This window comes from Buchnera aphidicola (Cinara splendens), assembly GCF_900698975.1.
Lineage (GTDB): Bacteria > Pseudomonadota > Gammaproteobacteria > Enterobacterales > Enterobacteriaceae > Buchnera_F > Buchnera_F aphidicola_AI.
In genome coordinates this window covers 248,866-262,056 of the sequence record NZ_LR217722.1, presented here as the reverse complement: position 1 = coordinate 262,056, position 13,191 = coordinate 248,866, and the positions used below count along the sequence as shown (strand labels likewise).

11 protein-coding genes are annotated in these 13,191 nt (G+C 21.3%); 4 read left to right on the top strand and 7 right to left on the bottom strand.

Annotated features, from left to right (window positions below):
- Positions 1-162: 162 nt before the first annotated feature.
- Genes minC through minE form a run of 3 tightly spaced genes read left to right on the top strand, consistent with a single transcriptional unit; the run spans position 163 to position 1,981 of the window.
- Entirely contained in the window at positions 163-882 is a 720-nt protein-coding gene (minC, locus tag BUCISPPA3004_RS01080) for a septum site-determining protein MinC (protein WP_154048903.1), read from the top strand.
- A 38-nt stretch (positions 883-920) separates the two neighbouring features.
- Entirely contained in the window at positions 921-1,733 is an 813-nt protein-coding gene (minD, locus tag BUCISPPA3004_RS01075; protein WP_154048902.1) for a septum site-determining protein MinD, read from the top strand.
- A 2-nt stretch (positions 1,734-1,735) separates the two neighbouring features.
- Entirely contained in the window at positions 1,736-1,981 is a 246-nt protein-coding gene (minE, locus tag BUCISPPA3004_RS01070; RefSeq protein WP_232036873.1) for a cell division topological specificity factor MinE, read from the top strand.
- A 30-nt stretch (positions 1,982-2,011) separates the two neighbouring features.
- Here the strand turns inward: minE and tsaB are convergent, their stop codons facing one another.
- From tsaB to zwf, 3 genes are all read right to left on the bottom strand, one after another.
- The gene (tsaB, locus tag BUCISPPA3004_RS01065; RefSeq protein ID WP_154048901.1) at positions 2,012-2,686 is read right to left on the bottom strand and encodes a tRNA (adenosine(37)-N6)-threonylcarbamoyltransferase complex dimerization subunit type 1 TsaB; all 675 of its coding nucleotides are present in this window, start codon (positions 2,684-2,686) and stop codon (positions 2,012-2,014) included.
- Positions 2,687-2,736: 50 nt separating this feature from the next.
- Positions 2,737-4,326: a TerC family protein gene (locus BUCISPPA3004_RS01060; RefSeq protein WP_154048900.1), complete on the bottom strand. Its 1,590-nt coding sequence runs from the start codon at positions 4,324-4,326 to the stop codon at positions 2,737-2,739.
- Positions 4,327-5,427: 1,101 nt separating this feature from the next.
- Positions 5,428-6,891: a glucose-6-phosphate dehydrogenase gene (zwf, locus tag BUCISPPA3004_RS01055; protein ID WP_154048899.1), complete on the bottom strand. Its 1,464-nt coding sequence runs from the start codon at positions 6,889-6,891 to the stop codon at positions 5,428-5,430.
- A gap of 412 nt (positions 6,892-7,303) precedes the next feature.
- Between zwf and pyk the strand changes: the two genes are divergently transcribed.
- The gene (gene pyk / locus BUCISPPA3004_RS01050) at positions 7,304-8,746 is read left to right on the top strand and encodes a pyruvate kinase (protein WP_154048898.1); all 1,443 of its coding nucleotides are present in this window, start codon (positions 7,304-7,306) and stop codon (positions 8,744-8,746) included.
- Between the two features lie 415 nt (positions 8,747-9,161).
- Here pyk and BUCISPPA3004_RS01045 read toward each other — a convergent pair whose 3' ends face one another.
- The 4 genes from BUCISPPA3004_RS01045 to trxB form a co-directional block, all read right to left on the bottom strand.
- Positions 9,162-9,884 (bottom strand): YebC/PmpR family DNA-binding transcriptional regulator, encoded by a 723-nt coding sequence (locus BUCISPPA3004_RS01045; protein WP_154048897.1) that lies wholly within the window; start codon positions 9,882-9,884, stop codon positions 9,162-9,164.
- Positions 9,885-9,994: 110 nt separating this feature from the next.
- Positions 9,995-11,710 (bottom strand): aspartate--tRNA ligase, encoded by a 1,716-nt coding sequence (gene aspS, locus BUCISPPA3004_RS01040; RefSeq protein WP_154048896.1) that lies wholly within the window; start codon positions 11,708-11,710, stop codon positions 9,995-9,997.
- A gap of 172 nt (positions 11,711-11,882) precedes the next feature.
- Entirely contained in the window at positions 11,883-12,098 is a 216-nt protein-coding gene (gene infA / locus BUCISPPA3004_RS01035) for a translation initiation factor IF-1 (protein ID WP_154048895.1), read from the bottom strand.
- A gap of 37 nt (positions 12,099-12,135) precedes the next feature.
- Entirely contained in the window at positions 12,136-13,101 is a 966-nt protein-coding gene (gene trxB / locus BUCISPPA3004_RS01030; protein ID WP_154048894.1) for a thioredoxin-disulfide reductase, read from the bottom strand.
- Positions 13,102-13,191: the final 90 nt, after the last annotated feature.

Here is a 13,191-nt window from a genome sequence, read left to right as displayed (position 1 = left end):
TTATATAATAATTTATTTTGAATAAGTATTAATTTTTTGTTTCTTTTTTTAAAAAAATATTTTATTTAGTTTAAAATATTAGGTTTTATTTTATATATAAAATTTATTTTATATATAAAAATTGTTATTATATAATAATTATAGTGTATTAGGTTAAAATATATGAAAAATCAATCTGTGACTTTTAAAAACAAAAATTTTTCTATTTTAGTTGTTTATTTAAAAAATACAAAACCTGATTATTTTGAAAGTTTTTTGCGTGAAAAAATTCAAGAATCTCCTTCTTTTTTTCAAAATAAATTCATCGTATTAAATGTAGAAAATATATCACATAAATTTGATTGGATTAATATCAAAAATTTTATTTTATCAGTTGGTTTGTTTTTGATTGGAATTATGGATTGTAAGGATAAACATTTAAAAAAAAAAATTTTATGTTCTGGTTTACCTATTCTTTCTGATCAATATTCTGCTACATTAAAAAGATCTAATAATAATATTAATAGTTGTCATAAAAATAAAATATTTCAAAAATCACGTTCATCTATCTCTTATAAAAGTTATATTATTAATCATTTAATACGTTCTGGTCAAAAAATTTATTCTCCATATAATGATTTAATTGTTACTAATAATGTTAGTTCTGGAGCTGAATTAATTTCAGGAGGCAACATACACATATATGGACATATGCGAGGAAGAGTTTTGGCTGGTATGAATGGAGATGTTACTAGAAAAATTTTTTGTACATGTTTATTTGCAGAGTTAGTATCAATTGCTGGAGAATATTTAACTATTGAACAAATACCTGTTAAATTTTTAGGTCAAAGTGTAGAAATTAGTTTAAAAAATCGAATTTTATGTATAAAATATTTAAAATAAATCTTGATGTATAATATAATACAAAAGGTATGAAGAATATGTCTCGAATTATAACTGTTACTTCTGGTAAAGGTGGTGTTGGAAAAACAACTTCTAGTGCTTCTATTGCTACTGGCTTAGCGTTGTATGGAAAAAAAACTGTAGTTATTGATTTTGATATAGGATTAAGAAATTTAGATTTAATTATGGGTTGTGAACGTAGAGTAGTCTATGATTTTATAAATGTTATTAATAAAGAAGCTACTATTAATCAAGCTCTTATACGCGATAGACGTATAAAAAATTTATTTTTATTACCTGCTTCTCAAACCCGAGACAAAGATTCTTTAACAAAAGTAGGAGTAGAAAAAATTTTGCAAATTCTTGTAAAAATGGATTTTGATTTTATTATTTGTGATTCTCCAGCAGGAATAGAAAATGGAGCTATTCTTTCTTTCTATTTTTCTGACGAAGTAATTGTAGTAACTAATCCAGAAATTGCATCTATTCGAGATTCTGATCGAATTTTAGGAATTATATCATCTAAATCTAGAAGAGCTGAAAATAATGATATACCAATCAAAGAGTATTTACTTTTAACACGATATAATCCTAAAAAAGTACAAAAAGGAGATATGTTGAGTGTAGAAGATGTAATAGATATACTCCAAATTTCTTTAATCGGTGTTATTCCAGAAGATTCTTCTGTTTTAAAGTCTTCGAATCAAGGATTACCAATTGTATTAGATACTACATCCATAGCTGGACAAGCATATTCTGATACAACTCAACGTTTGCTTGGAAATAACAAACCATTACGATTTTTGCAAGAAGAAAAAAAGAGTTTTTTACAGTGGTTGTTTAGGAGATAAGTATGATTTTATTGGATTTATTTTTATCAAAAAAAAATTATACAGCTAATTTAGCTAAAAAAAGATTACAAATTATTATTAAAAAAAAAAAACAAAATATTTATAATCCAGATTATTTTTCGCAATTAAAAAATGATTTATTATTAGTAATTGCGAAATATATCAACGTTTCACCCAATGAAATATATATTAAAATAGAAAGAAATAAGAAAAATGTATTTACATTAGAATTTAATATTCCTGTTTAGTTCAAAAAACAATTAGTTAATAAACGTGATTTAGCACATTGTATGTAAATATCTTGGATACAGTTGTGTTGTTTTATATTTTAAATTATATTTTAAGTATGTGATAGTACACATAATAATATATTTAGCATGAGGGGTAGTAATATTTGTGTAAAATAATTGAACATTTTTTTTAAAATGGTTCATATGTAAATTTAATCCTACTATAGACCAAATTCCTGAATAATGTTTTATTATTTTTTTTATTTTATAAGTGTTTTGAAATAATTGTTCTGTATGATGTCCTGTCCATAAACCTGTTTTTTTTTTTAAATATTTAGCCCATAAAACTTGATTTTTTGATATTTGAATAGTAAGCAATACACGATTAATTTTATTAATATTCCAACTTTGTTCCGATAAAATCTGTAATGTAGAAAAGCCAATAACAGGAATTCTATAGACTATAGAAATAGTTCGTGATATTCCTATAGATATTCTAATTCCTGTGAAACTTCCGGGTCCTATGGTACAGGCGATTAAATTAACATTTTTTAAAGTAATATTTGCATTATTTAAAAGTTGGGTAATCATAGAAAGAATATTTTTTTCGTGTTTTTTAGAACATTGTTTAAATAAGTTATATATTATGCCTTTATGTAATAAAGATACAGAGCAAGAAAATAATGTTGTATCCAAGGCTAATATGGTTTTTGTAAAAGTCATGTTTGAAATTATTCCTTTGTATATACTCTATATAAATTATATTGTATATTTTACTTGTCATGGTTATTTTTTTTATTTTTAATAATTTTAACTAAATGTATTTTATATAAACTAGACTGTAGTATAAAAAAAGAGTAAGATCCATGGTGAAGAATTTGTCCATTTCTAGAAATTTTTTTGTATTTATTGAGTAAGAAATCAGAAATTGAATAACAATGATTATTAGGTTTAATAATTCTTATATTTAATAATTTTTTTAGATCATTTAAAGATATTGATCCTTGTACAATCCAGTTATTATTATTAATTATTATTTTAGGCATTTTTTTTGAATTTAAAAATTTTCCTATAATTATATTAAATATATCAGTATATTTTATCATTCCTTGAATTAAACCTAAATCATTATTAATCATAATTACATTATTTTCTGAATAACGTAATAAATTTAATATGTTAATTGTACTGGTTGTATTTGGAATAATAATAGGTGGATATTGCATTACAAAATTATGTATGTCTTGATGTGTATTTATTGCATGAAGAAGTTTATATTTAGGCACTACACCAATTATTTCATTTAATTGCTTATAACACACCGGAAGTATATTATATGAAGTGTTTAATATTATCTTTTTTATTTGTTTATAATTATTAGTAATATCTATCCATACAATTTTATCTTTATGAATCATAATGTTATTTATAGATGTATCACCTATTTTTAATACATTATTAATAATGTTAACTTCTTCTTTTTGTATTGTATTAGTAGAAATTATATTGTTTAAATAATTATGATTAGATTTATTAGTTACATATGATATTTCTGATTTTTTAACTGTATTAGTTCTGTTGTCTAAATTTTGTTGAATTATTTTTTTTACTGAATATAGAATTGTTGTTCTAAGAGGTTGATTAGATTTTTTTAAAATTATATTTCTGATTCTAATTTGATTCATAATTTCAACAAATAAAGCAAATCCAATAGATATATATAAATATTCTTTTGGAAAACAGAAACCCAGTGATTCTATAATTAAATTTATACTAATCATTAATAATAAACTTAAACATAAGATTATTGCTGTTTTTTGTGAATTAATAAAATTAATAAATACTTCAGATATAAATATCATTATAATAGTTGATATAGTTACTGCAGATATTATAATTACTATATTGTGCATCATTCCTATAGCAGTCATAACAGAATCAAGTGAAAATATTGCATCTAATATTACAATTTGAATTACTACATACCAGAAACTCGATTGTTTATTTTTTTTATGAGATTGATAAGTAATATTTGTTATATGGTTGTATAATTCGAACATTGTTTTAAAAAATAAAAATGATCCTCCAATTAGTAATATGATTTCTTTTGTAGAAAATGTGAAAAATTTATTTGTTATAATGGGTTTAGTTAAATTTACTAAACTAGATGCAATGATTAATAATCCAAAACGCATCAATAACGCTAATATTAAACCGGTATATCTTGCTCGATTACGTTGGTAATGTGGTAATTGTTTAGATAAAATAGCAATAAATATTATATTATCAATGCTTAATACTGTTTCCAAAAATATTAATACAAAGAGACCCGCCCAAGCGGATGGATCCAAAAAAACGTGCATAACAAAATTACTCCACACAAAGATACTTTGTTTTATTTTAAATGAATTAAAAGAATATGGTACTTAGTGTACGATATTATTCGTTTTATAATGATTTTTTATGCTATTAACACTACATTATTTTTTTATATATAAAAATTTTTTATAAAATTTATAATCCTGAAAAAAATTTTATGAATTCGATATTTTATAAATGAATTGTTTTATATAAAATTAATAAAAAATTCAATATTTTAAAGAGAAAAAATTTTTATATTATTCATGTATATTTCTTGTTATTATTTTTAGGGTGTAAATATATTTATATTATAATTCTTTTATATAAAATTTAATGATTATTAATATATGTAAAATATTAGTATATCAAAATTAAAATGATTGTATATATATTATATAAGCATCTATTTATAAGTATTACTTATTATTGCCATTGGTTATTTTTTTAAACATATGTTAATTCTTTTAAGCTATTTTTGTAACAAAGATAAAAATTTATAGAAAATTTATATTATTACATTCTTTTTTAAAAAAATATTTTCGTAAATTCTTATTAAGTAGGATTATATTTTTTAAATAATATTTGTATATATACAAATTTTTAAAATATCATAAAATTTATGTAATATAAAAATATAATTACATACTACATTATATATTAAATGATAATATATTTTATATATTATTGTTAATAATGTAATTGTATAAATGCATATGTATTAAAATTCTTTAAAAATTAAAATAATGATTAAGAGATATTATTATTTTATTTTAATAAAATAATAATATTGTAAAAATATTTTTTAATCTAGATATTGATTAATATTATATAATTAATTTAATTTAATTATATATTTTTATACATTTATAATTATTTTTGTATATTTATAGTGTAATTTATTTTATTTTTTTGATTTTTTAATTATTACTATGAATATAGTAATAATTTTTTTAAGTTAATTTTTATAAAAATATTAATAATATTTAATACAATAATATTTTAAATATATTTTTTTTATTTTATATTTAAGCAATGGTTATATATTTTAAAAATTTTTATAAATTTCATTAAAAATATTTATACTTTATGTATAAGCGCAATAATTAATTATTATCCCATTTTTTTTTATCTTTTTTTATTAAATTAAAAGCTGATTGAGGGCCCCATGTACCAGAAGTATAGTATTGTAATAATTTAGGGCAACTTTTATATGCTTGTATTATTGGATCAATCCATTTCCAAGCATGAATAACTTCTTTTTGTTGAACAAATAAAAATTGACGATTTTGTACTATTTCTAATAGTAATCTTTCGTACTCTTTTAAACTGTTGTTTTTGAAAAATAAATTTTTATCATCATTAAATAATTTATTTTTTTTATAAGTAATATTCGAATTTAACTGTGATTCTTTAGTTTTGTTTTTTGAAATCATCTCAAGTATAGGTTGTAAATTAATTGTCATACGATTTGATGTAGAATGTATATATTTATTTTTAAATAAAGTATTGTGTTGATTTTTAAAAAAAATAACAATTTTGGAAGATTTTTTAAATAATCTTTTTCCTGTACGTATATAAAAAGGAATATTTTTCCATTGTTTAGTGTCTATATATAATTTTATAGCTACAAATGTTTCAGTAGAACTATTTTTTTGTGCTTGTTTTTCATTGACATATGCTTTTACAGTATGGTTATTAATTTTACCTGAAGAATATTGTCCAAGTGATACATAATTATGGATGTTTTTTTTGTTAATTATTCGTAATGATTTTAAAATTTTAATTTTTTCATTACAAATATTTTTTCGATTAAATAATTTTGGTATTTTCATAGCAAAAATAGAAATGATTTGTAGCATATGGTTTTGCACCATATCTATTGTTTGTCCAGTATTATCAAAATAATTCCATCTATTTTCTATTCCAATGCTTTCAGATAATGTAATTTGTACATGATCAATATAGCTTTTATTTAAATATTTATTAAATATAGGATTAAAAAATTTTAATTTAATTAAGTTAAGTATTGTTTTTTTTCCTAAATAATGATCGATACGAAATATGTTTTTTTCAAAAAAATATTTTTTCATGGATTTTTCAATAATTAAAAATGTACTTAAAGATTTACCAATTGGTTTTTCTACTATAATTTTAGAATTTAATGTATTAAGTTTAATTAAAGACAACCCTTTGAAAATTTTTTCAAACATATCTGATGACACGGCTAAATAGTTAATTATCGTTGAGTTTTTTTTTTTTAAATAAGGTATTAATTTTGTAAAACTTTGAATTTGATTAATATCTATAGTAATAAATATAAAACGTTTTTTTAATAATTTCCATATAAATGGTTGTATATTTTCATTTAAAAATTTTTTTAAAGAATTATAAATAATATTAAGATATTCTTCTATTGTATAATTAGTTCTACTTACTCCAATAATTTGCATACTACTGATAAGATATTTTTTCTTTTCTAATTGATATAAAGCTGGAAATAATTTTTTTTGAGCTAAATCGCCTGTAGCTCCAAAGATAATTAAATCATAATTTTTTTTAAGCAACATTATTACACCCTATGTATTAAAAATTGTTAATATATATTTCAAATAATATTAATACTTATTTTATTTAAAACAATAATATTAATTTATATTAATGTTCATAATAAACATTAATTTTTTAAAGTATAGACATATATTTAAATTTTTCTCTATTATTCATTAATAATTGATTTTTTGTTTAAAAATTATTTATATATGTAATGTATGTTGTACAACAATATGTATAATATAGTATTTGATATATATAAATATTAATGATTTTTTTCTATACCAATATAAATTATATATATAATATTTATATCAATATAATTAAGATATTTGATAAATTAAATAGCATAGAATTTTTTTTTAAAAAAACTATTTATTTATAATGAACTATTTTATATATCTACATGTATATTTAAGGAATTAGTATATGAAACACTCCATAAGAAGAACAAAAATTGTTTCTACTTTGGGACCTGCAACAGATGATAAAAAAATTTTAAGAAAAATAATACAGTCCGGAGTTAATGTATTAAGATTAAATTTTTCTCATGGTACAGCAAGAGATCATATTGATCGAGTTAAAAAAATTAGATCAATAGAAAAAGAGTTAAATTGTTTTGTGGCTTTAATTGGTGATTTGCAAGGACCAAAAATACGTATTTCTAGTTTTAAAAAAAATAAAATTTTTTTAAAAAAAGGAGATGATTTTGTATTAGATTTAGAAGTTTTAGAGCATGAAGGAAACACAAATTCCGTAGGAATAAATTATACTAATTTACCAAATGAAGTTTCCCGAAATGACGTACTTCTTTTAGATGACGGAAAAATACAATTACAGGTTATAAGAAAGAATCATACAAAAATTTTTACTACAGTGATTATTGGTGGATATTTATCGGATAATAAAGGTTTAAATAAATTAGGGGGCGGTTTATCTGCTTCTGCTTTAACTCAAAAGGATAAAGATGATATAAAATTGGCAGCTTTAATTGATGTAGACTACTTAGCTGTATCTTTTCCTAGATCTCCAAAAGATTTGCATAAAGCTCGATTATTAATGCAAAAATCTGGCAGTAAAGCCAAAATTATTGCAAAAATTGAAAGAGCAGAAGCTGTATTTTCTGATAAAATAATAGAAGATATTGTGTTAGCCTCAGATGTAATCATGATTGCTAGGGGAGATTTAGGCGTTGAAATTGGTGATTATAAATTAATAGGGATACAAAAAAAATTAATTAAAATTGCAAGAAAATTGAATCGAATAGTTATTACTGCTACGCAAATGATGGAATCTATGATTGTAAATCCTTTTCCTACACGAGCAGAAGTCATGGACGTTGCTAATTCTGTTTTAGATGGAACAGATGCGGTTATGTTATCAGCAGAAACAGCTTCTGGTAATTTTCCTAATATTACTGTACAGACTATGTCAAAAATATGTTTAGGTGCTGAAAAATTACCCGCTATGAATGTTTCAAAACATAGACTGAATAAAAAATTTAATAGTATTTCTGAAACAATTTCAATGTCTGTTATGTATGCAGCTAATCATTTAATAAACGTTTCTGCAATTGTTGTTATGTTTACGACGAGTAAAATTGCTTTATTAACATCAAGAATTACATCTGGATTACCAATTTTTTACGTATCTAATCATATAAAAAAGCTTAGATTATCCTGTTTATATAGGGGTGTTGTTCCGATATATTTAGAAAATTATTCTACTAAGAGTGATTCTATTAATTCAATTATATTATTGTTAAAAACAAAATATTTACTACCTGTCAACACAAATGTAGTAATTATAGAATCTGGTAAAGAAAACAATACCAATATCGTTAATATGTTAAAAATTATGCCTATAAAATAACAGTATTATTTGAATTTTTTAATTAGTAGAAAAATTCTGTATTGACTAATATGAGTAAACATATAGAATATGTTCTATATAAAATATATGTAATTATATACAGATAAATTTTTTAAAAATTTTTATTAGTGCATAATGATGAGTTACGATAAATAGTTATTTTTTCTAAAACATCATTTTAAAAAATCATGTATGACTGTCATGTATATATAAATATAATGTTTAATTGTTTATCATATATAGTCAATTCAGAAATTTAGTCTATTTCTAAAATCGCGTATATATTACGTAATATAATAATAAAATTTTTATAACTTAAGTGTTATATATAACAAATATATTATATTTAATATAAAAATGTTTTTTAAGTTCTATTGTAATACAGTAGCATTTATATATTATAATTATAATTAATTTATTTATTTCCATTATGAATTATGTATGTTGTTTCTTTTAATTTTTCTAATAAATGAATCATATTCATTAATTTTTTATGATCATCTACTTTAATTTTTAAAATATTCTTGGGAATAATTTTTGTAGTAACATTTTTAAAAATAACAGAATAGGATAAAAAATATTTTTTTATTTTGTTTAGATATTTTGTAGAAATTGTTATTTCTAAAAAACTTTTATTTATTTTTTTTGAAATAATTAGATTATTCATATTTATTATATTTAATAAATTTTTTTTTTCATATAACATAAGATCAATTTTTATTGTATAAAAATAATCAAATAAATATTTAATATTGTTAAAGTTTATTAAATGAGTATTGAATTTTGAAAAAATATTCCTAATATTAGATACTGTTCTATTACTATTATCAGTATTACAGTAAACAATGATAGCAATTCCAAATGGACTGTATCCTGCATATTTCATGGAATTAAATATATCTTTTTTATTACCTAAAATGCTACCATGTATAGCTTTATTGATTGATTTTTTTTTTAAGTTATATGTACTAGCTTTTTCTAAAAGATTTCTTAATTGAAAATTTTTATTTATATCTGAACCATATTTTGTACTAGAAGTAGAAATTTCTTTGATTATTTTAGTAAATATTTTACTACGTTTTATGTCTTGTGCGTTTTTTCTGTGCTTTGTATTTGCCCACTTGCTATGTCCTGCCATAGTTCCTCATTTATATCATAAAATAATTTTTTTAAACGTTTATGATATAACTTATCATTATCTATTTAAATATAAATTAAATCATATAATATTGATTATAAGACTATTTATTAACATGGAGCGCCTGTCATCAAACAAGTTGCTGAAGTAGTTTTTGGAAAAGCAATTACGTCAGAAATAGTACTACTATCTGTTAATAACATAGTTAAACGATCTAAACCTAATGCTAATCCCGCATGAGGTGGTGCACCATATTTTAAAGCATTTAAAAAAAAACCAAAATTTTCTTTTTGTTTAATTTTATTAATTTGAAGTATATTAAAAATTTTTTTTTGAAGGTTATAATCATGAATTCTTTGAGATCCTCCGCCTATTTCACAACCGTTAATTACTAAATCAAATGCGCTAGATAATATTTTGCATGGATCTGTAAAAGTTATATTTGGTATCTCATATTGTGGAGAAGTAAATGGATGATGCATAGATTTTAAATTTTCATGTTTATCTTTTTTAAATAAAGGGAAATTTGTGATCCAAATTGGACATACTTGTTCTAAATTTGTTATTTTTAAATCAATTCCAATTTTTAATCTTAAATTACTTAGTATTTTGTTAGCTAAATTTGTTTCTTCTGCTACTATAAAAAATATATCTCCGTTACAGATAATATTTTGAGGAAATATTTGATATATTTGTTTTTTTTTGATTTTTTTGCTTAAATATGGATCTATATGTATATTAAAGCTATCTATATCAACAATTTTTATATACATCAATTGATTTAATTTAATTTTTTTTAAAAATTTTTCATAAATTTTTATTTTTTTTTCTGAAATTAAATTTATTCCATTAGGAATTCTAATAGAAATAATACGATTAGGTTTTTTTTTCAATAACCAAGGAAAAAAAAATTGGAAATCATTTTTAAAAAAATTATCTAAATCAATAAATTGAATAGGATTTCTTAAGTCCGGTTTATCTGTTCCATATTTTAATATGCTATCATAATAGCTTATTTTTTTTATTTTTTTTAATGTTATTTTTTTAATTGATAACCATAATTTTTGTATTAAATTACTTATCAATTTTTGTATACAATGTATTTTTGAAAAAGCTATTTCTATATCTATTTGTGTAAATTCTGGTTGTCGATCAGATCGTAGATCTTCATCTCTAAAACATTTGGCAATTTGATAATATCGATCTATTCCTGAAATCATTAATAATTGTTTGAATAATTGTGGAGATTGAGGTAATGCATAATATTTACCTGGATATAATCGACTATTAACTAAATAATCTAATGCTCCTTCTGGAGTAGATTTAGTTAAAACAGGAGTTTCAATTTCTAAAAATTTATTCTTTATAAAGAATTTTCTAATTATAGTAGTTATTTTACTACGTGTTTCAATGTTTTTAAACATTACAGTGCGGCGTAAATCTAAATAACGAAATTTAAATCTTATATCTTTCTTATTTTTTTTTGTATAATCTAATGGTATAGGAAGTGTTTTATTAAATATTAAACATGTAAATCCTATAATTTCTATGATTTTTTCCTGTAAAGTATTGTGTAATAAATTAAACGATTTTTTTATGGTGACTAGTCCTTGAATCTGTATACAAAAACCATTACGTAAACGTAGTACTGAAGAAATATATGCATCATTTTTTTTATTAAAAATAACTTGTATGATTCCTGTAGTATCCTTTACTTCAACAAAAATTATTTTTTTTAAAATTCGTATTTTATTAACCCAACCACATACAGTAATTATTGTGTTTATATCAACTGGTGTAATTTCTCCGCAATATTTAGTACGCATATTTATCCTAATATTTTTTAATTTATAATAATTAAGTTATTTATTTGATGATTTTTTGAACATCATAAAAATAGATAATATTAACTATTACAAATATTTTCGTATAATTATAACTTTTTCATAAACAAGTTAATTTATTTTTCAAAAAAAAAAAAAATATTTATTAAAAATTTTATCTACTTCTAAAAATAATTCTTCCTTTACTAAGATCATAAGGTGTCATTTCTAATGTAACTTTATCACCTGTTAAGATTCTTATATAATTTTTCCTCATTTTTCCAGATATATGAGCTATAATTATGTGTTTGTTCTCTAATTCAACTTTAAACATAGTATTAGGAAGAGTATCTATTACTATGCCTTGCATTTCTATGCTTTTTTCTTTCATTAAATAAATCCTTAACTAGTTTATATAAATTTTTATATTATTTTAAATTATTATTTAAGTATTTTTCAGCATCTATAGCAGCCATACATCCACTTGCCGCAGCTGTTATAGCTTGTTTATAGATTGAATCAGATACATCTCCAGCAGAAAATATTCCTGGTATGTTAGTTTGTGTTTTCATATAATTTTTATTATAATCGATTTTTACATAATTATTTTGAATGTCAATATATTTAGAAAATATTTGAGAATTTGGAATATGTCCAATTGCAATAAATAATCCTGATACATTTAAATATTTAACCGTACTATCTATATTAGAATAAATTTTAATTTTATTCATTGATATATCATTTCCTAAGATGTCCATAACAATAGAATTAAATAAAATAATAATATTATTTCTTTTTTTTATTTTATCATACAATCGATTAATTAATATTTTATCTGCTCGGAATTGATTACGACGATGAATTAAATACACTTTTTTAGCTATATTAGATAAATATATAGCTTCTTCTAAAGCTGAATTTCCTCCTCCTACTACAGCTACAAATTGGTTTTTATAAAAAAATCCATCACAAACGGCACAGGTAGACACTCCTTTTCCCATGTACAGATTTTCTGAATTAATATTTAGCAATTTTGTATGAGATCCAGTTGCTATAATAATAGCGTAACCAGTATACGAATACTCTTCCCCAAGTAACTCAAAAGGATTTTTTTTAAAATTTACAGATTTAATTACATCATGAATAATGTTAACAGAAAATTTTTTTACATGAAGTAACATACGATTCATTAATGTAATTCCGTTGATATGACTATAGTCTCCTGGCCAGTTTTCTATTTCATCAGTTTGTATTAATTGCCCGCCTATTTGAGATCCAGTTATTAATAGAGTATCAATATTAGATCGAGCAGAATAAATTGCCGCTGTATATCCTGCTGGTCCTGATCCAATAATAATTAATTGTGCATGTTTTTTTTTTATTTTATTCATACTATTGTTCTTCCCTAAAAACGAATTTTTATTTTAAAATTTTTAAATAAAAATAGTTAATATAATAAAAGTAAGATTTGTGTATAATAA

What these genes read in the sequence shown, in the direction of transcription:
- minC (WP_154048903.1), top strand. Translation starts at nt 163, where the DNA reads ATGAAAAATCAATCTGTGACTTTTAAAAACAAAAATTTTTCTATTTTA.
- minD (WP_154048902.1), top strand. Translation starts at nt 921, where the DNA reads ATGTCTCGAATTATAACTGTTACTTCTGGTAAAGGTGGTGTTGGAAAA.
- minE (WP_232036873.1), top strand. Translation starts at nt 1,736, where the DNA reads ATGATTTTATTGGATTTATTTTTATCAAAAAAAAATTATACAGCTAAT.
- tsaB (WP_154048901.1), bottom strand. Translation starts at nt 2,686, where the DNA reads ATGACTTTTACAAAAACCATATTAGCCTTGGATACAACATTATTTTCT.
- BUCISPPA3004_RS01060 (WP_154048900.1), bottom strand. Translation starts at nt 4,326, where the DNA reads ATGCACGTTTTTTTGGATCCATCCGCTTGGGCGGGTCTCTTTGTATTA.
- zwf (WP_154048899.1), bottom strand. Translation starts at nt 6,891, where the DNA reads ATGTTGCTTAAAAAAAATTATGATTTAATTATCTTTGGAGCTACAGGC.
- pyk (WP_154048898.1), top strand. Translation starts at nt 7,304, where the DNA reads ATGAAACACTCCATAAGAAGAACAAAAATTGTTTCTACTTTGGGACCT.
- BUCISPPA3004_RS01045 (WP_154048897.1), bottom strand. Translation starts at nt 9,884, where the DNA reads ATGGCAGGACATAGCAAGTGGGCAAATACAAAGCACAGAAAAAACGCA.
- aspS (WP_154048896.1), bottom strand. Translation starts at nt 11,710, where the DNA reads ATGCGTACTAAATATTGCGGAGAAATTACACCAGTTGATATAAACACA.
- infA (WP_154048895.1), bottom strand. Translation starts at nt 12,098, where the DNA reads ATGAAAGAAAAAAGCATAGAAATGCAAGGCATAGTAATAGATACTCTT.
- trxB (WP_154048894.1), bottom strand. Translation starts at nt 13,101, where the DNA reads ATGAATAAAATAAAAAAAAAACATGCACAATTAATTATTATTGGATCA.